This is a genomic window from Undibacterium sp. Tian12W, assembly GCF_049339405.1.
GTDB lineage: Bacteria > Pseudomonadota > Gammaproteobacteria > Burkholderiales > Burkholderiaceae_D > Undibacterium.
Genome location: NZ_JBMPPK010000030.1, coordinates 1 through 18,700 on the forward strand (window position 1 = coordinate 1; position 18,700 = coordinate 18,700).

The 18,700-nt window shown below is 49.7% G+C and carries 15 protein-coding genes and 1 riboswitch; of the genes, 13 read left to right on the plus strand and 2 right to left on the minus strand.

Annotation, left to right across the window (positions count from 1 at the left end; all coding sequences use genetic code 11):
- The 7 genes from ACO0LI_RS27525 to ACO0LI_RS27555 all read left to right on the plus strand — a co-directional run.
- Window positions 1-215 (plus strand): hypothetical protein (locus ACO0LI_RS27525; protein ID WP_423036729.1); only part of this gene is annotated, 215 nt, incomplete at its 5' end.
- Window positions 216-988: 773 nt separating this feature from the next.
- Window positions 989-1,600 (plus strand): GspH/FimT family pseudopilin, encoded by a 612-nt coding sequence (locus ACO0LI_RS27530; RefSeq protein ID WP_423036731.1) that lies wholly within the window; start codon window positions 989-991, stop codon window positions 1,598-1,600.
- 14 nt (window positions 1,601-1,614) lie between these two features.
- A complete protein-coding gene (pilV, locus tag ACO0LI_RS27535; protein ID WP_423036733.1) occupies window positions 1,615-2,151 on the plus strand; it encodes a type IV pilus modification protein PilV in 537 nt (178 codons plus the stop codon).
- 11 nt (window positions 2,152-2,162) lie between these two features.
- Window positions 2,163-3,101 (plus strand): PilW family protein, encoded by a 939-nt coding sequence (locus ACO0LI_RS27540; protein ID WP_423036735.1) that lies wholly within the window; start codon window positions 2,163-2,165, stop codon window positions 3,099-3,101.
- A gap of 32 nt (window positions 3,102-3,133) precedes the next feature.
- Complete coding sequence (locus tag ACO0LI_RS27545) at window positions 3,134-3,676, plus strand: pilus assembly PilX family protein (protein ID WP_423036736.1); 543 nt, start codon at window positions 3,134-3,136, stop codon at window positions 3,674-3,676.
- 160 nt (window positions 3,677-3,836) lie between these two features.
- Window positions 3,837-7,316 carry a pilus assembly protein gene (locus ACO0LI_RS27550; RefSeq protein ID WP_423036738.1) on the plus strand — a complete coding sequence of 1,160 codons (3,480 nt, stop codon included), beginning with the start codon at window positions 3,837-3,839 and terminating at the stop codon, window positions 7,314-7,316.
- A 33-nt stretch (window positions 7,317-7,349) separates the two neighbouring features.
- Window positions 7,350-7,799, plus strand: a complete 450-nt coding sequence (locus ACO0LI_RS27555; RefSeq protein WP_423036740.1) for a type IV pilin protein — start codon at window positions 7,350-7,352, stop codon at window positions 7,797-7,799.
- A 17-nt stretch (window positions 7,800-7,816) separates the two neighbouring features.
- On the opposite strand, the gene nrdR is transcribed toward ACO0LI_RS27555, so the two are convergent.
- Window positions 7,817-8,269, minus strand: coding sequence for a transcriptional regulator NrdR (gene nrdR, locus ACO0LI_RS27560; RefSeq protein WP_110257305.1), 453 nt, complete (start codon window positions 8,267-8,269; stop codon window positions 7,817-7,819).
- 141 nt (window positions 8,270-8,410) lie between these two features.
- Window positions 8,411-9,661 carry a serine hydroxymethyltransferase gene (gene glyA, locus ACO0LI_RS27565; RefSeq protein WP_423036742.1) on the minus strand — a complete coding sequence of 417 codons (1,251 nt, stop codon included), beginning with the start codon at window positions 9,659-9,661 and terminating at the stop codon, window positions 8,411-8,413.
- 89 nt (window positions 9,662-9,750) lie between these two features.
- Window positions 9,751-9,887: riboswitch (ZMP/ZTP riboswitch) on the minus strand.
- Between the two features lie 198 nt (window positions 9,888-10,085).
- On the opposite strand from glyA, the gene ACO0LI_RS27570 reads away from it, so the two are divergent.
- From ACO0LI_RS27570 to ACO0LI_RS27595, 6 genes are all read left to right on the plus strand, one after another.
- Window positions 10,086-10,838, plus strand: a complete 753-nt coding sequence (locus ACO0LI_RS27570) for an SDR family NAD(P)-dependent oxidoreductase (RefSeq protein WP_423036744.1) — start codon at window positions 10,086-10,088, stop codon at window positions 10,836-10,838.
- 129 nt (window positions 10,839-10,967) lie between these two features.
- The gene (ybgC, locus tag ACO0LI_RS27575; protein ID WP_422952715.1) at window positions 10,968-11,378 is read left to right on the plus strand and encodes a tol-pal system-associated acyl-CoA thioesterase; all 411 of its coding nucleotides are present in this window, start codon (window positions 10,968-10,970) and stop codon (window positions 11,376-11,378) included.
- Window positions 11,379-11,437: 59 nt separating this feature from the next.
- Window positions 11,438-12,133 (plus strand): protein TolQ, encoded by a 696-nt coding sequence (tolQ, locus tag ACO0LI_RS27580; protein ID WP_162040380.1) that lies wholly within the window; start codon window positions 11,438-11,440, stop codon window positions 12,131-12,133.
- A gap of 16 nt (window positions 12,134-12,149) precedes the next feature.
- The gene (locus ACO0LI_RS27585) at window positions 12,150-12,593 is read left to right on the plus strand and encodes an ExbD/TolR family protein (protein ID WP_110257282.1); all 444 of its coding nucleotides are present in this window, start codon (window positions 12,150-12,152) and stop codon (window positions 12,591-12,593) included.
- A gap of 16 nt (window positions 12,594-12,609) precedes the next feature.
- Window positions 12,610-14,499, plus strand: a complete 1,890-nt coding sequence (locus tag ACO0LI_RS27590) for an autotransporter assembly complex protein TamA (RefSeq protein WP_422952716.1) — start codon at window positions 12,610-12,612, stop codon at window positions 14,497-14,499.
- A gap of 115 nt (window positions 14,500-14,614) precedes the next feature.
- Window positions 14,615-18,685, plus strand: coding sequence for a translocation/assembly module TamB domain-containing protein (locus ACO0LI_RS27595; protein ID WP_423036746.1), 4,071 nt, complete (start codon window positions 14,615-14,617; stop codon window positions 18,683-18,685).
- Window positions 18,686-18,700: the final 15 nt, after the last annotated feature.

The window sequence follows — 18,700 nt, forward strand, 5'->3', positions numbered from 1 at the left end:
TCCCGAACAGGACCGTGAAACGATTACGCGCCAATGATAGTGCTGCAACCAGTGTGAAAGTAGGTTATCGTCAGGCTTTTATTCCGCATACCCCCACTCATTTAATTGAGTGGGGGTTTTGCTTTTGCGCGTTCGGGAATGAAAAATACACCAAGCTACTAGCGGTAACAAGCATCAAAATAATCAAAAACTACGTCAAGACCTCTCAACACTGAGGCACCGAGACACAGAGGTGCACTGAGAAAGGCAAGAGCAGCAAACAACGAAGAGAAATCTCTGCTTCTACTCTGTGTCTTTGCTTTTTTATTTCATTCTTGGGACTATATAGCTCCCCTGACGCAGTAGGGTGCGCCGTGCGCACCACCGTCTGATCACTTATTCTCTCTCTTGATCACCGGCACGGCTCACCAGCGAACGACACTGGGCTCCAGCCTGCGCTGGAGCGACGAATTTGAGGGCAACGCTCTTGCAACCTATGCGGCTGGCTGCCAGCATCGCTACCATTGTTGAAGCTGTCGCTCAAATCTTTGCGTCCGCAAGCGCGTACTTCAGTGTGAAAACTTAACATCGTCGCTCCTGCACAGGCAGGAGACCAGCGGCTTTCGTGGATTAACAGAGATCTTCGCTTGAGCATTTGCATTAATCGAGTCTTTTTAGAAAAGAATTTATATCGTTTTTATATCTGAATGCGTTTGTTTCAACGTGAGAAGCACTGCCAGTGCCGCTAGTAAAATAGTCGATTCTTGTGTTTGTGCGCAAAAGAATCAAGCTGAAAACTTCACATCTTCGCCGCCCTCCAGTCCGCCAATCGGTGCGTTGGGACTGTTGATGGGGTCACTGACGACACAAGTTAAAGCTCAAAAAGCGAACTCGCATGGTATAAACTGATGCCTCCCGTACTACGGATACGATTTTCAATATCCATTCATCAGTTTAAGCATACCGTTAATCGACTAACTTTTGATTCCGGGATGCAATTACGCATATCATGTCTGAAACTAAGGTGATAATAATGACCAACCAACATCAAATCCGATCTGAGCGGCAAAGCGGCTACACAATCATTGAAGTGATGATTGTTGTTGCCATTCTCGGAATTATTTCAGTATTTGCTGTACCCCAGTTCAGAAACATGCTCAGTGGTGGCCGTGTGCGGACTACGACAGATTCACTGTTGCATGATTTGCTCCTGGTAAAAGCTGCGGCACGTGAGCGGGGTGGCAATGTGGTGATCTGCAAGAGTGATAACCCAGAAGCCACGACACCGGCATGTTCTAACGTCATCAGTAATTCATCGAGCAATACTGGTTGGGCAGGTGGCTGGATAGTATTCAAGGACGCAAACGGTGATGCGCAATTTAACTCAGGTGATGATTTGTTATTTGTGCAGCCAGCGACCATGCGCACTTTCAACGAAGGCTCTGTGGTTCCAAATCCGAATAATATAGTGGCGTTGACTTTTAATGCGACAGGGCAAAATATGGGGGGGGCCATGAATTTCTATGTTCAGGGCAATGATCCTGATACCACCCGTAATCGCTATGTATGCGTTGGCCTTGGCGGGCGGATTATGGTTTCCAAAACCGCTGCTTGTAATTGAGAATTGAGAACGCCATGAAACAACATAAATTGAATAAGCAGGCTGGTGCGTCGATGGTGGAAATTGTTGTGACCATCATCATTATCGCTATCGGCTTGTTGGGTGTTGCCAGCTTACAGGCAAACACGATGCGGTATTTGAAGGTGGCCAACCAGCGTACCGAAGCTACGTTAGCTGCATATGATCTGAGTGAGCGCATGCGTGCAAATGGTCAAGGCGTCAAGAATTCAGTCACTGGCGCTACTTCATATACTTATATGACTGCCTATGCGACGACGGTATCAAGTTTGCCTGCCATGCCCACCTGCGCTGTATCTACCTGCACTCCTGCTGAGGTGGCGGCCATGGACGTGAATGAATGGCAAAGAGGGCTGGCAAATCGGTTGACTGATGGTGCCGGATATATCGTTCCCGTCGCACCAACGGGATACGATGTCGTTGTCATGTGGAAAGAAGCCAATCTGACTATTGCTGACCCTTCTTGCCCTAATGGCGCGCCTCCGTCTCCTGGTGTCGGTGTACGCTGTTTCACCGTCAGGTTTACGCCATAACTGAGGTAAATATGAAAAATATGAATTTACGTTATGCGCAAGGCCGTACCCTGGTGGAGTTGATGATCTCCTTGGCTATTGGCTTAATTATCATGCTTGCTGTCAGCACTTTATATGTAACCAATACGCAGACATATAGAGTAACTGATGATAAAGCGCTGCTGGAAGAAGACGGTAGGCTTGCATTGGCAACGATGGCATTCAGTGTGAGGATGGCTGGCTATGGTCAATTGCTGGATGCTTCAGGATCGCGTCAGTCAGGTGGTGGCAGTACTAGTTATACCGGGGCAGGGCAAGCCTTGCAGGGGTGTAGTGGTGGATTTACATCACCGACGGCAGTTCCTATAAGTTGTGCGGGCGGTACTACTCCAGACTCATTTCTTGTCCGTTACGTGATCGATAGTGTCAACGCAAATCAAAGTGGTGGTGTGCCTACTGATTGCCTTGGTCAGGCAGTTGCTGGTGGTATTGTGGAAAATCGATTTTATGTGCAGTTGAACCCAGCCACAAACCGGAAGGAATTGTTTTGTGCTGGCAATGGTGGAACGCCTGGTTCAGGAACGCTGTTGGCAGGACAACCGATTGCAGACAATGTCATAGACATGAAAGTGACTTATGGATACGATCAGGATGACAATCAGTCTGTTGATGGTTTCTATACGGCAGCCTCTTTAGCACCTGGTTCATCGGTACCGATGCCAGCATACAAAGATCCTGACATTCAAACCTTACCGCCAGAAACCCAAGCATTAATGGCTGATCGTTTTTATAAAGTTCTGTCAGCCAAAATTTGTATTGTGGTGCGTTCAGCCAACGATAATCTCACACCTACCCAGCAAAAATACCGCGATTGCACTGGTGCTTTGGTGACGGCTGTTGATAAGAGATTGTATTCAACATTTTCTACTGTGGTTTCCTTGCGTGGCCGCACAAATGGGAGAACTCTATGAGAAGGCTACATTCATCTCAGCGTGGATTTGTGATGTTGACATCAATGATTTTCTTGATGGTGCTGACCATGCTGGCAATCACTGCAGTCAGGCGTGCAACTCAGGAAGAACGTTTTGCACGCAGCATAAGAGAGCAGAATTTAGCATTTCAGGCAGCAGAAACAGCACTGCGTTTTTGCCAGAAGGACTTCGAATTGACTAATAAAGGTGACATTTTACCTGCAGGTCTTGACAGAACTGTAGGCAATATCCCTGTCAACCAGTATGTACAACTCGACATGTCAAATCCACCGCCAACGCTGTGGAACGTGAGGTCAAACTGGGCTACGAAAGGATACCGTTTGCCAGCAGGTTCGGTAGCCAATCTGGACGCTACACAGCAACCCGAATGCATGATAGAAGAATGGTATAAGCCTAAGGACGGCGGTAGTTTCATTGGTGGTTCGAATGGAGGGCCTGGTGGTCAATCAAACGGGCAACAAAAAGCGTATGTGTTTACTGCGCGGGGTCAGGGGACTTCGAATCTTTCAGTTATTTGGCTGCAGGTTGTCCTTTATATAGGCTCTGCAACTTAAACAGGTTCATATTCAAGAGAATTATTGAAGATAACTTTATTTGAGACAGTATGTTTTGTAAATATCGGCATTTAGGTTTTGCTGATTGATATTGTTAGCGGTCTAACGTAGTCATTAATGATTTGGTAGCCGCAGACAAATGAATACTCAGGGGAAGACCATGAAGAAAATAAATAAATCGCTAATTGCCTGCATGATTGGCTCGTTGATAGGGCAATTGATTGCCCCTGGCTTGGCATATGCCACCATATCTAATGCGCCACCATTGGTGAAACCTAATGTACCACCTAACATTTTTTATACTCTGGATGACTCAGGCTCCATGATGTGGGAAATGATGCCTGACGATATTCCCAGAACTGGTAACGGTGATGTTACAGGAACAGGTTACGATGATTATTGCGGAGGATGCTGGGTCACTAACGTATTTCCTAAGCCGGCTAATTTATATAATGTTGGCGGGGCAGGTGATTATGGTATTCAGAACTCGATTGTTGTTGGGTTTAACAACAATATTACAGTGGCACGCTGGCGTTCTTCCGACGTGAACAAAGCTTATTACGACCCCAAGGTTTTATATCAGCCTTGGGCTGATCCTAATGGTGGCTTGATGGCACCCGCCAATCCTTTGGCTGCGCTATATAATCCAGTAGCTCCAAGTGGCGGCACAAATACCAATACGATTAATTTATCAATTAATCAGACTTTTCCCGCTGGCGTCTATGGCTGGTTGAATGATGCTGCAACCGCTTACGACACCAATTCCAGAACAATATTTCCCGCACTTTACTATGTGTATAAAGGTACGAGTGGATGTAATCTTTCTACGCTAACCTGTTTCGATCGCTATGAAATCAAAGCCGGGACAACTTTCCCTGCTAAAGCGCCAGCCCGTACCGACTGTGCTCTCAGTGCATGTACAGTAACGGAAGAGCTACAAAACTTTGCCAACTGGTTTCAATATCATCGTTCTCGTATTCTGACTGCACGCGGTGGTAGTGGGCAGGCTTTTTCCAAGCAAAATTCTACGATCAGGGTGGGTTTCGGCACTATTAATACGAATGGTACTGTCATCAACAAAGTCTCAAATGATTTCAGTGCCACTAATAAAACCAATTTCTTGAATACTTTGTACAAGCAAAGAATGCCTGCTGCCGGCACTCCATTGCGCAAGGCTGTTGATGAGGTTGGTCAATATTTCAAAGACACATCAATTACTGGTCCATGGCAGACGACTTCAGGTGTCGGTTTGACCTCAACGCAATTAACTTGCCGCCAAAATTATAATATCTTAATGACTGATGGTTATTGGAACGGTACGGCTGCAGGTGCAGGACGCAATGGCAACTATGATGGTGCCAATGGCCCAACAATGACCCGGCCAGATGGATCAACTTATCAATACACACCCGCTAAGCCGTACACCGATACTTTTAGCAATACGCTGGCAGATATAGCCTTTTATTATTGGGCAAATGATTTGCGTCCGGATTGGACCGCAGCTAAGAAAAATGTACCGACCACAGGTGCTGATCCTGCTTTTTGGCAACATCTGACGCAGTTCACAGTGGGTTTGGGTGTCAAAGGAACGCTGGATCCAAGCACTGATTTGCCCGCCTTGACGAGTGGTGCCAAAGTCTGGCCAGATGGTTCGACCAATCAGATTGACGATTTGTGGCATGCCGCTGTTAATTCCCGTGGTAAGTACTTTAGTGCATCCAATCCTACGGAGTTTGCAGCAGCACTTGATTCTTCTCTGAATACGATAGCAGAGCGTGTCGGCGATGCTGCGGCTGTTGGCACATCCAGTAATACGGTACGCGCAGGTAGTAGTATCTTTACCTCGACTTATCGTACATCCGACTGGTCTGGTCAGCTGGTGCAGAGATTGTTGAATGATGATGGTGAGATTACAGGTAATGGCTGGACTGCAACGGTACCTGATTTTTTATCCAGGCAAAATAGAGTATTTACCTATATTGATCCTGTGATTAAGGGTAAGGTCTTTAATTACACTAATCTTGCACTTGCAGATCAGGCCTATTTTGATACGGAAGCTAGTACCTATCCTGCAACTACCGTTACTGGCGCTAATATAGTCAATTACATTATTGGGGGACCGGATTTGAACCGTCTTCGCCCACGTACTGTGCCATTTGGTGATTTTGTGAACTCGGCTCCTCAATACGTCAAAGAAGGTGACGACAGTGGCTATAGCTTTTTGCCAGCAGGCACCGATGGCAAAACTAGTTACGGCGGATATCTGCTGACTAAATATAATCGCACACCTATGGTGTACATAGGTTCGAACGATGGTATGTTGCATGCCATTAACGGTACTACAGGTGTCGAGGAGTTTGCTTATGTCCCAAAAGCTGTCATGAGTAATTTACCTCTTCTCTCACGTACTACCTATGGTCACAGATTCTTTGTCGATGGTACGCCTGCAGTAGGAGACTATTACGACAATGGTTGGAAGACGGCTTTGGTTGGCACTACTGGTGCAGGTGGCAGGGCTGTTTTCGCCATGGATGTTACTGTGCCGACACTTCCTACATTCGGGCCAGGCAAGATTCTTTGGGAAATTAATTCCACAACGCAAGCAGAGTTGGGATATACGATTGGTACTCCTCAAATTGGGCGCATGCCAAATGGTGACTGGGTTGCAGTCGTGGGAAATGGCTATGAAAGTTTTTCCAAGCACGCACAGTTGTTCATTATTCGTCTGGTGGATGGTGCTGTTACCAGAGTAGATACGGGAGTTGGTAGTACAGGCGCGCCTAATGGCCTGGCTACGCCAAGGTTGGTTGTTGGAGCCGATGCAACAATTAAAGCAATCTTTGCAGGGGATATTCAAGGTAATTTGTGGAAGTTTGATGTCAAGAACTCAGGTACTACGGTGGCATTTTCTGGTAACCCCTTGTTCCAGGCAAAGATTGGTAGCGTAGTACAGCCAATCACTGTGCAGCCAGATATCATGCCGCACAACCGTGGTGGTATAGTCGTATTGTTTGGTACGGGAAAAATTTACGAAACTGAGGATGCCTTAACTACTGATGTCCAGTCCTTGTATGGTGTATGGGATCAGACGGGAGCTACGGGCGTTAGTTCTCCTGATAAAATTTCAGGAAGTCAGTCTGCATTGCAGAGGCATACTTTGAGCTGGTCTGGCCCCAGTGCTTATGGACTTACGAACGAAACCATTGATTGGAGTAGTAAGCGAGGCTGGTTTGTCGATTTGAACTTGAGTACAGGTGAGCGCCTTACCATTGATCCACAAGTGTTCTTTGATGAGGTCGTTATGACGACCATTATTCCAGCCAGTGCAGTAGATACTTGTTCCTCTGACGGCAAATCAACGACATTCATTTTGAATGCCTTGACTGGTGGCGTATTTCCTTATCCCACCTTTGACACTGATGGCGATAAGGCAGTAACTTCTGCCGATGCACTTATAGCGGGTAAACAAGCTGGGCTGACCTTTGGGTCAACTTTGTTGAAAAATGGACGTTCGGCGATTATTTATCAACCAGTCTCATCTGGTAGTGGATTGTCTAATAATGGTACGACTTCAACAAATTTCATCCCAAGTTACAATCCGACAAGACGTATCTGGAAGCAGATTTTGCGCAGTGATTGAACTCGCTTTGATTAAAAATATAGAGGTGCTCAAGTGTTAATTAAGAAATCGGAAGCTGGCTTTACTCTGATAGAGATATTGATTGTGGTCGTTATTTTGGGGATATTGGCGGCAATCTCTGTCCCCGCATATACCGATAATGTCAGACGGAGCCGACGTGCGGATGCACGTTCTGTTTTAACGCAAAATGTGCAATTCATGCAGAGCTTCATGACTGCGAATGATCGTTATGACAAGATGCGTGATAACACAGCGGTCGCCCTTCCCATGCTGGTCAGCCCGGTAGGTGCTACTGGCAGTAATGTTGACTATGACATCAGTTTTACGATAGCACCAACTGCCACTACTTTTAGCGTTCGTGCAGTACCTCGGGCTGGTGGCAGGATGGCTACAGATGGCTGTGGCACTTATGCGATCAATGAAAGTGGCGCAAGGTCGAATGTGGGCAATACTTTATCTGTAGATACCTGCTGGACCAAGTAATTAAACCGGGAGGAGCTTTAGCTCTTCCTGACCTCTTGTATCGCCTCGGCAAATTCGGATACATCTTCAAAGCTTTTATAGACAGAAGCGAAGCGGATGTAGGCGATTTTGTCGAGGCGTTTCAATTCGCGCATGACCAGTTCACCCAAGTGGCCGGACATGACTTCGCGCTCTCCGCTGGACAATAATTTTTCTTCTATTCTCTGTATGGCTGTCTCGACCGCTTCGGCTGATACCGGGCGCTTGCGCAGGGCGAGCATCAGGCTGGCGCGCAGCTTTGCGGTCTCGTATTCTGTGCGGCTGCCGTTTTTCTTGACGATGACAGGCATCACCAGTTCTATACGCTCGTAGGTGGTAAAACGTTTGTCACAGTCGGCACAGCGGCGGCGGCGGCGTATGACATTGCCTTCTTCTGAAACGCGGGTGTCGATGACCTGGGTATCATCGTTGTGGCAAAAAGGGCATTTCATGACGTATAGTGCTCCAATGGTTTTTATAATTGATTTTATAATTCGATGATACAAAAAAGCCACTCAAGCGAGTGGCTTTTTATTGTGCTGCCTGATACTTAAGCCTTGCTTTGCTTGAATCTCTTAAGCTTGATGAATCTATTACGCTTGATAAACCGGGAATGCATCTGTCAATTGTTTGACTTCAGCTTTCACGCGTTCTATCGTTGCTGCATCATGTGGATTATCGAGCACGTCCGCAATCAGGTTACCCACTTTAACTGCTTGTTCTTCCTTGAAGCCACGGGTAGTGAAAGCCGGGCTGCCGAGGCGAATGCCAGAAGTGATCATCGGTTTTTGTGGGTCGTTCGGGATGCCGTTCTTGTTGCAAGTCATGTGGGCAGATCCCAGGATTGCTTCGGCTTCTTTACCTGTCAGGTTTTTAGGACGCAAATCCACCAGCATGACGTGGGATTCTGTACGGCCAGAAACAATACGCAGGCCGCGCGCAGTCAAGGTATTTGCCAGCGCAGCAGCGTTCTTGACGACTTGTTCCTGGTAAGCCTTGAATTCTGGTGTCAGTGCTTCTTTGAAAGCAACTGCCTTACCGGCGATCACATGCATCAACGGGCCACCTTGCAGACCAGGGAAAATCGCAGAATTGATCTTCTTGGCGATCGCTTCGTCGTTCGTCAAAATGATACCGCCACGTGGGCCACGCAGGCTCTTGTGAGTGGTAGAGGTGACAACGTCAGCGAAAGGCACTGGGTTAGGATACGCACCTGCAGCGATCAGGCCAGCATAGTGGGCCATATCGACCATGAAGTAAGCGCCGATTTCTTTGGCGATCTTGGAGAAACGTTCAAAGTCGATGCGCAGGGCAAATGCAGAAGCACCGGCGATGATCAGTTTAGGCTTGGTTTCACGCGCCAGTTTTTCCATGGCATCGTAGTCGATATCTTCTTGCTCATTGAGGCCATAAGAGACCACATTGAACCATTTGCCAGACATATTCAAAGGCATGCCGTGGGTCAGGTGACCACCTTCAGCCAGGCTCATGCCCATGATGGTGTCGCCTGGGTTCAGCAAGGCGAAGAACACGCCCTGGTTGGCTTGTGAGCCAGAATTAGGCTGCACATTGGCGAAATTGGCGTTGAACAATTGCTTCAGACGGTCAATGGCCAGTTGCTCGACCACATCCACATGCTCGCAACCGCCGTAGTAGCGCTTGCCTGGATAACCTTCAGCATATTTGTTGGTCAACTGGGAGCCCTGGGCTTCCATGACGGCTGGAGAACAATAGTTTTCAGAGGCGATCAACTCGATATGCTCTTGTTGACGAACGTTTTCATTTTGTATCGTAGCAAACAGTTCTGGATCTACGTTGGCGAGGGTATGATTTTTTGCAAACATGGCGGTTCCTGATTATTCCTGTTAATAAACAATGATTGTTGTTAATGAGGTGTCTGAAACGGATAGGGGCAGCCTCATTGCTTTTACCATCAGGCTACCCAGGCGCACGGCTGGAGTCAGATAGACTCCGAAATCTCACGCTTCCCGATGGATCTCCATCTTGGGCCAGAATGCTTGCCCGTCTAACAGAGCAGATATGGCCACTTCGCCAGTCACGTGAGATGAAATGGTGCAAGGATTTTACGTGATGGCGTTTGAATCGGCAAGTGCCAGCAGTGGTGTAGCAAAAATTAATTTTCACACAAGTATTGCCCTGAAATTTTTAGCTTCCCGATATTGGATGGCAAAACCACTTAAAATAGTATGCTTCAGAGCTGCAAACGTCAGCTAGGCAAATTACCCACAAAAATTGAAGGAATTCAGCATGATCGTCTTGATTACAGGTGCAAGTTCAGGTTTTGGTGAAGAAATGGCACGCAAATTTGTTCGTGAAGGGCATAAGGTCATTGCTGCAGCACGCCGCACAGACAGGCTGGACGCCTTGCAGGCAGAGCTTGGCGCTGCCTTGTTGCCAGTCACATTGGATGTGACCAGCAAAGATTCCATCAAACAGGCTTTGGCTGGATTAAGTGCTGAATGGAAAAAAATCGATGTGCTGGTCAATAATGCCGGCCTGGCCCTGGGTACAGAGCCTGCCCATCTGGCTTCCCAGGATGAATGGGACACCATGATAGACACCAATACCAAAGGTCTGGTGACGGTTACCAGAGCCATCCTGCCAGACATGGTGGCGCGTGGCAGTGGCACGGTCATCAATATAGGTTCAGTGGCTGGCGAAACACCTTACCCGGGCGGCAATGTGTATGGCGCGACCAAGGCTTTTGTCGATCAGTTTACCCGCAATTTGCGTGCTGATCTGGTTGGCACAGGCGTGCGAGCTACCAATATTGCTCCTGGCCTTTGCGGCGGCACTGAATTTTCCAATGTGCGCTTCCGAGGCAATGATGATGCGGCAGCCAAGGTCTATGAGGGCACCGTACCGCTGACAGCCATTGATATCGCTGAAACAGCCTACTGGATCGCTACTTTGCCTGCGCATGTGAATATCAATCATATAGAAATGATGCCTACTTGCCAGGGCTATGGGCCACTGGTCATCAAGCGCAATACTGTGTGATTTTCATCAGGTCTCAGGCTTTACTGAGACATTGATTTACTCTGCCTGCTGCCAAATTGATGGCAGCAACCGCTCCTTTGAGTGACAAAGAGTAAATATACGCACTGAATAGCTGGTAAAGTTTATACTATGAAAACAGAATTTGTATGGCCGGTCAGGGTTTACTATGAAGACACTGATGCCGGTGGCATCGTTTTTTATGCGAATTACCTCAAGTTTTTTGAGCGTGCCCGTACCGAGTGGCTCAGGGCTGCAGGCGTCAACCAGCAGCAAATGGCAGATGAGCACGGCCTGATGTTTGTCGTCAAAGCCACCGCAGTCGAGTATCATGCACCCGCAAGGCTGGACGATGAACTAAGACTCACCGTCGTGGTCGAAAAGCTGGGCAGGGCATCTGTGCAGTTTGTGCAAGAGGCCTGGTGTGGCCAGCGCTTACTGGCTTCTGGCAAGATCAAAGTTGGTTGTGTCAGTAAGACTGAAGTCAGACCAGCGGCAATTCCTGCTGACGTGCTGGCACAGATAGACAGAGATGCTGGCTGAGATTATTTTATTTTAGGGCGGCAACATTGCCCGGTGTTTTGTTTTTGAATTGATTCAATATGACTGTTACCCAAGACCTTTCATTTTTAAGTCTGATCACGAATGCCTCTATCCTGGTGCAACTGGTCATGGCACTGCTGCTAGGCGTGTCACTGACGAGCTGGACTTACATCTTCAGTAAAATGTTCGCCATCAAAAAAGCGCGCGGACAAACTGAAGAATTTGAACGCAATTTCTGGTCTGGTGGCAATCTGGTTGATTTGTATGCAGCGGCGACCAATAGCCGCCGTACTGGCCGCGACACCAGCGGTGCGCTCGAACGTATTTTTGAAGCCGGTATGAGCGAATACCACAAAGTAAAGACCGCCAATAAAACCACGCTGGATGCCACCGCCATGCTCGATGGTGCGCGCCGTGCCATGCGTGCGTCTTACCAGCGTGAGATGGATTTGCTGGAGTCACACCTGTCCTTTCTTGCTTCCGTCGGCTCGGTCTCGCCTTACATAGGTTTGTTTGGCACGGTCTGGGGCATCATGAATTCTTTCCGTGGTCTGGCGAATGTGCAGCAGGCGACACTGGCTGCCGTGGCCCCAGGTATTGCAGAAGCGCTCATCGCTACCGCGATAGGCCTGTTTGCCGCGATTCCTGCTGTACTGGCCTACAACCGTTACTCCCACGATATCGATAGACTGGCGATACGCTTTGAAACTTTTATTGAAGAATTTTCCAACATTCTCCAGCGTCAGTCACGCTAAGGCAGAATGAGATAGCATGAGTACCCTGCGTGGCGAACGTAAACGCAAATTCAAGGCAGAGATCAACGTTGTGCCGTATATCGACGTGATGCTGGTGTTGCTGGTGATTTTCATGGTGTGCGCACCAATGACCAATCCCAGCGTCATCAACCTGCCTACTGCCGGGCAATCTACCCAGCCGCCATCTGATTACATAGAAATCACCTTGCGGCCCGATGCAGCTTCCACCATAAGCATCAATAGCAAAGCCGGTAACAATGGCAACAACCGCCAGGAAAGCAAGGAAGAAGCCAAAGACCGCAAGCAACTGATGCAAAAACTGCGTGAGTACCATGACGCCAAGCCAGAGTTGTCTGTGCTGGTGTCTGCCGACAAGGGCATGATTTATGACGAGGTCATACAGGTGATTTCAGAAGCAAAAAAACTGGGTATCAATCGCGTTGGTCTGGCGACCAAGTGAGTTTTTGCAGATGCAGATGCAGATAAGACTGCGCCCCTTACTGATACTATTCTGTGCTGCCGGTTTATGCGGTGCAGGCTTGGTGAGAGCGCAGCAGTCAGGGCAAACCGAAATCTCTTCTGCCCAATCGACTCCAACTGCTGCATCTGCTGCGTCTGCTCCATCTGTGCAAATGCCTGAGACAGACAATGAAGCTGTTTCCACCACCAGCAGTGGCCGTTTGCAACTGGTTGCTGCCAAATCACACTGGGCTGATCTGCTCAGGGAACATATTCCTGAATTTGCCAGCAATGCTGAAGCGCAGAATATTACTCCCGCACTGATCAAGAGATTGCGCCTGGATATCAGCAATATCCTCGCTACTGAAGGCTATTTCTCGCCACAAATCCAGTTTGATAATCCAGATCAGGCTCTTGCGCCAGCCTCCACAAATAAAATCATCCATGTGACTGTGGAGGCAGGCCAGCGCACCATCATAGAAAACGTGTCTGTGAAGGTGCAGGGCCCCATGGCAGACGCGATTGATGCCGGCGACAAAGCCGTTACCAAAAGGCGACGGGCTTTGCAAGAAGACTGGGGCCTCGCAGTCGGCCAGCCATTCCGTGATGCTGACTGGAGTGATTCAAAAAACCAGCTGCTGGAAAGCCTGCGCTCAGATGCCTATGCCTCAGCCAGCATGACATCCAGCGAAGCAAAAATCGACGCTGACCAGCATAGCGGCATCCTGCAAGTAGAAGTCGATAGTGGCCCGGTATTTACCCTGGGTGATTTGCGTGTCACCGGTTTGCAGCGTTACCCCTCCTGGCTCATAGAGCGCTATCAGGCACCCAAAAAAGGCGAGGTCTATTCACGTTCGCGCTTGCTGGATTTTCAGCGCTCCCTGCAAAACTCTGCTTACTTTGCTACTGTTGCAGTAGGCATAGATCCTGATCCAGAAAAAGCCGACGCCGTACCTGTGGATGTGACCGTGGTAGAGCGCCAGGCCCGTGACCTGAGCTTTGGCCTGGGCTACAGCACCAATACCGGTTACCGCAGCGAAGTTGCCTATCGTGACCGCAATATACTTGAGCAGGCCTGGGATTTGCGTAGTGCCGTCAGGCTGGAGCAGCGCAGGCAACTTGGGTATGCCGATATTTACCTGCCACCGCGTGAAAGCAAATTCCTCGATTCTTTTGGTGTACTGGTGGAGCGCGAAAATATCGCCGGCGTGCGTTCCAGCCGCTATGCTCTCGGTATCAAGCGCACCAGCACCCGCGGCCATCTCGAACAACGCCTGGGCCTGAACATCGTCAGGGAAAAAATTTCTCCTGATGGCGAAGCAGAAGAGGTCAACAAGGCACTGGTTGCCAGCATAGGCTGGACCTGGCGTGATGTTGATCAGCCTTTTGATCCACGCAGCGGGCAGATTTTGCAATTTGATCTTGCCGCATCTGAAAAAGCCTTGTTCTCTGACCAGCGCTTTATACGCAGCTACGCCAAATATCAGCGCTGGATACCAGTACGCAAAACAGACACCGTGATCTTGCGAGCAGAGCTAGGTGCAGTTTTTTCCAAAGATGAGCAGGGTATCCCTGAAGATTATCTGTTCCGCACTGGTGGCAGTACTACCGTGCGTGGCTATGGTTATCAAACCCTGGGCATACAACATGTAGGCAGCACACGTGGTGGCCGCGTGCTGGCAACGGCCAGTGCTGAATATGTGCACTGGCTTAATTCTTCCTGGGGCGCTGCCACTTTCCTTGATGTGGGTAATGCCGCTGATAACTTCCGTGAGTTGAATTTAAAGCAGGGCATGGGTGTCGGTGCACGTTACAAGACACCTGCGGGGCCGATTGCACTTGATCTGGCTTATGGTCGCCAGACCAAGAAGGTGCGGCTGGATTTTTCTATCGCGATTGCTTTCTGATATGAGCGAAAACGAAAAAAATCAGCCAGAGAAAAAAGTGCTCGCTAAAAAAAAGCGAAGTCATTTGCACCGCTTGAGCCTGTTCATTCTCAAGTTGTGTTTTCTAATCATTGTTGTGTCCGGCCTCGCCCTGACCTGGATGTACAAAACTGAGAGTGGCACCAGAACTGCGCTGGCATTGATAGAAAATATCAGTCTTGGCAGCCTCAAATTCCGTGGTGTGCAAGGCACTCTGGATGGCGAACTCAAACTCGACGAATTCAGCTTGGTAGCCCAGGATTTGCATATCGATGGCAGCGCCATCTCCTTGCGCTGGCGGCCAGGGTCTTTATGGCGACGTCAGCTGGATATCACCAGTCTGCAATTGAGCGCTTTGACTATCGCCAGCAGATCCAGCAAAAAAGCGGCCAGCGTACCTGTTGATATAGGACTACCCTTTAACCTGAGTGCACCAAAGCTGGCACTGGGGCGCTTGCATATCGCTACCCTGACTGAGGATGGCAAACAGCTGGAAACCCTGAAGCTCAGCGCACTGACTGGCAGTTTTTCTTATCAGGACAATTTATACAAAGCGCAAACCGCATTCAGCAGCCCCTGGGGTAATTTGAAAGGCGAAGCTGCACTTGGCAGCCACAGTCCTTTCAAGCTGGATAGCCGCCTGAGCTTGCAAGGCCAGGTTCAGGAAGACATACCCCCCGTCATTTTGCAAGGTGTGGTTTCTGGCAACCTGCATGATATGCAAATCGCGCTGGAAGCTGCATTGGATAGCGCGGCAGAAAAAAATATCCGCAACCAAAACCTGCAAGGACATGCCAGGGGGCGTATCAATTCATTTGCAGCACCGTATGTACGCGAGCTTGACATTGACGTCCAACATTTCGACCCGTCTGCCTGGCAGGTCAGTGCACCTCATGCAGACTTGCGTGTATTGACGAAGTTGAAACCGATAACAGATGAGAAAAATGTAGAAAAAAATACAGAAAAAAACGCGCAAAAAAATACTGTATTTGGTTTGACTGGCCCTATCAATATTCAGAATAGCCAGGTGGCCAGCATCAATAAACAAGGTTTGCCAGTGCAGTCGCTGAGTACCAAATTATTCTGGCAGGGTCAGCATCTGAGTCTGACAGACCTGGCAGTGCAATTGGCAGGCAAAGGCAAGTTGCAAGGTCAGGCCGACGTCAATTGGCAAGCGGCGCAATTGCAGGCTGACCTGAAACTGAATCTGGCTAATATCGACTTGAACCAGATCGACCAGCGCCTGCATGCCAGTAATATCAAGGGCCAGTTTTCTGCACAGACAGCGAAAGACAAAAGCATCAATCTGCAAGCACAGTTACAAGATGCCCGTGCCAGCCTGAAAGCAGAAGCCAGTTACCATCCTGAGAAGCTGCTCCTCGATTTGAATAAATTTGATCTGCAGGCAGAAAATGCTCACTTGCAGGGCGCAGGTGATATCAGCTTTGCGGGCAAGCAGGCATTCAACATTAAGGCCAGCCTTAAAGATTTTGACCCCGCGCGCTGGGTGGCGACACCAGCAGGCCGTTTGCAGGCAGACTTTAGCGCCCGTGGCCAACTGTCGCCGCGCCTTGATGTACAAGTCAATCTGCAGCAATTACAGGGTCAATATGCGGGCCAGCCTGTGCAGGCAGCGCTGGATGCGCGCTGGCTGCAAGACCAGCAACTGCAAGTCAGGCAACTGGATGCGCACTTTGGTAAAAATACAGTGACAGCACAAGGCAACTGGGGCGGTGCCGACGACAGCCTGAAGTTCAATATTGATGCCCAGGATTTGAGTCACTTGAATCCCTTGCTCAGCAACTGGCAACTGGCATTGGGCGGAAACCTGAAGGCAGATGCGGTATTGCGGGGCCGCTTCAATGAGCCCGCTGGCAGTCTCGACGCGCTGGCACAGCAGATCGTGATCAAGCGTGGCAAGCAGCAATTTACCATTGCCCAGTTAAAGTCCAGCCTGAATCTGGCCAACGGTGCCAAAGGCCAGTTTGATGGTGAGTTGGTGGCCCAGCATCTGGGGGGTGATCTTCCAGCCCTGAGCTCTGCGCCTGATAATCCTGACAAACTCGCGCAAGTCAGTCTCAAATTGCAGGGCAGGCGTGACGCCCATAAGCTGAGCCTGGAAACCATCTTCCCTAACAAACAGGCACTGAGCCTGGTCGCGAATGGCAGCATGCAGGCCAGCGCAAAAAATGATACTGCCTGGTCATGGAATGGGCAATTGCAGGCCTTGAATTTGAATGGCAATCCTGATCTGCGCTTGCAAAGCTCAGCACCATTACAGGTGTCGGCACAGTCTGTGCGCCTGGGTAGCCTGTCGCTGCAGAGTGCACTCGGCAAGCTGGAACTGGAAGAACTGGAATGGACACCTGCCGCACTCAAAACCAAAGGGCAAATCAGCGATGTACAAGTGCTGGAAATTGCCAAACTGTTTTACCCACAAAATGCAGTCACAGGTAATCTGCGCCTCAATGCACAATGGAAATTGCAATTGACCGAACAAGCCCAGGGTGAAATCAAATTGCAACGCCAGAGCGGTGATTTGCGCTTCAATGATCCTGAGGGAACTGGTACTTCAGTCGCCCTGGGCATACGTGATGTGCAATTGCAGATGAAACTGGGTGGCCTGGTTGCCGGTAGCAATAGCGAAAATCTCAGTCTTGATCTGTTTGCCGATGGCAGCCGCCTGGGCCAGTGGCAAGCGAAGCTCAATTCCCGCTTAAGCAAACAAAACGATGCCTGGACCATACTGACCAGCGCACCCCTCAGTGGTCAGGTCACAGCAGCCGTACCTGACTTGCAATGGCTGGGGCCTTTTGTCAATCCCGGCCTGGTACTCAAGGGTAAACTGAACGCCGATGCGCGCCTGTCTGGCACCATAGGCAAGCCAGGTTATCGTGCCAATCTGGCGGGGCGTGAGATGGAAATCGCTTTTGCTTCTGAAGGTTTGCTATTGCCAAACGGCAGCCTGGATGCGCAGATAGAAGACAAACATTTGAAACTGACGAATCTGCAATTTTCCAACACCGTCGCCAACATGCCGCGTCATGCGCAATTCAGGGATGAGAACTGGATAGGCCGCAAAGGGGAGTTCAAGGCCAGTGGTGATATCGACATGGGCAAGGAAACTGGCAGCATACAGGCGCAATGGACGCAGTTTCCACTGCTGCAGCGCAAGGACAGATGGTTGCTGGTATCTGGTCAGGCGAATATTGTCGAAGCCAATAATATCTGGAGTCTGACAGGCAAAGTGTTGGCTGATGGTGCTTACTTCAGGCTGCCCAAGTTGCCGCCGCCCAGCCTTTCCAGCGATGTCGTTGTCGTACGCAAGACCGACAAGGCGGCTACGGCAGCTACGGCAGCAACTAAAACAGCAGAGGCAGACAGTAATAGAAAAGGTCTCAAGACCCGCATTGATGTCAGCTTCGACATGGGGCCGCGCTTCGTGTTTGTTGGCCGTGGCCTCGATACCGGCCTGGAGGGCAGCCTACGCCTGCGTTCCAGCGATGGCAGCCCTTTGCAGGCGAACGGCTCGATACGCACCGTCAAGGGCGCTTATGAAGGCTATGGCCAGCAACTGGCGATAGAGCGGGGTATCCTGAATTTCCAGGGACCACCGGCCAACCCTGGTTTGAATATCCGCGCCTTGCGCAAGGGTTTGCCTGTCGAAGCAGGGGTAGAAGTGGCAGGCACAGTCAGCGCACCGCAAGTCAGGCTGGTGTCAGAACCAGAAGTGCCGGATGCTGAAAAACTCTCATGGCTGGTATTGGGACGTGGCTCAGACCAACTTGCCAGTGGCGATGCCTCATTACTGATGTCGGCAGCAACAGCGATATTTGGTGGTGATGGCAGCCGCAATGTGCCGCGCGACATTGTGCAAGGTCTGGGCTTTGATGAGTTTTCGATAGGTTCTTCATCGAATGGTTCAGGCAGCCGCCTGCCAGTGCAGACGATTGCCGGTTCAACCGGTACCACCAATGCCGCAACCGACCAGGTCGTCAGCGTCGGCAAACGTATCTTGCCGGGCCTGGTGTTGTCGGTAGAACGTGGATTGTCAGACGCCAGTGGCGGTATTAAGCTGAGCTGGCAACTGACCCGGCGCATCAGCATCACAGGCCGTACTGGTGCTGAGTCTGCGGTGGATGTGAATTACACTTTCTCCTTCAATTAAAACCCTTTTAAAACG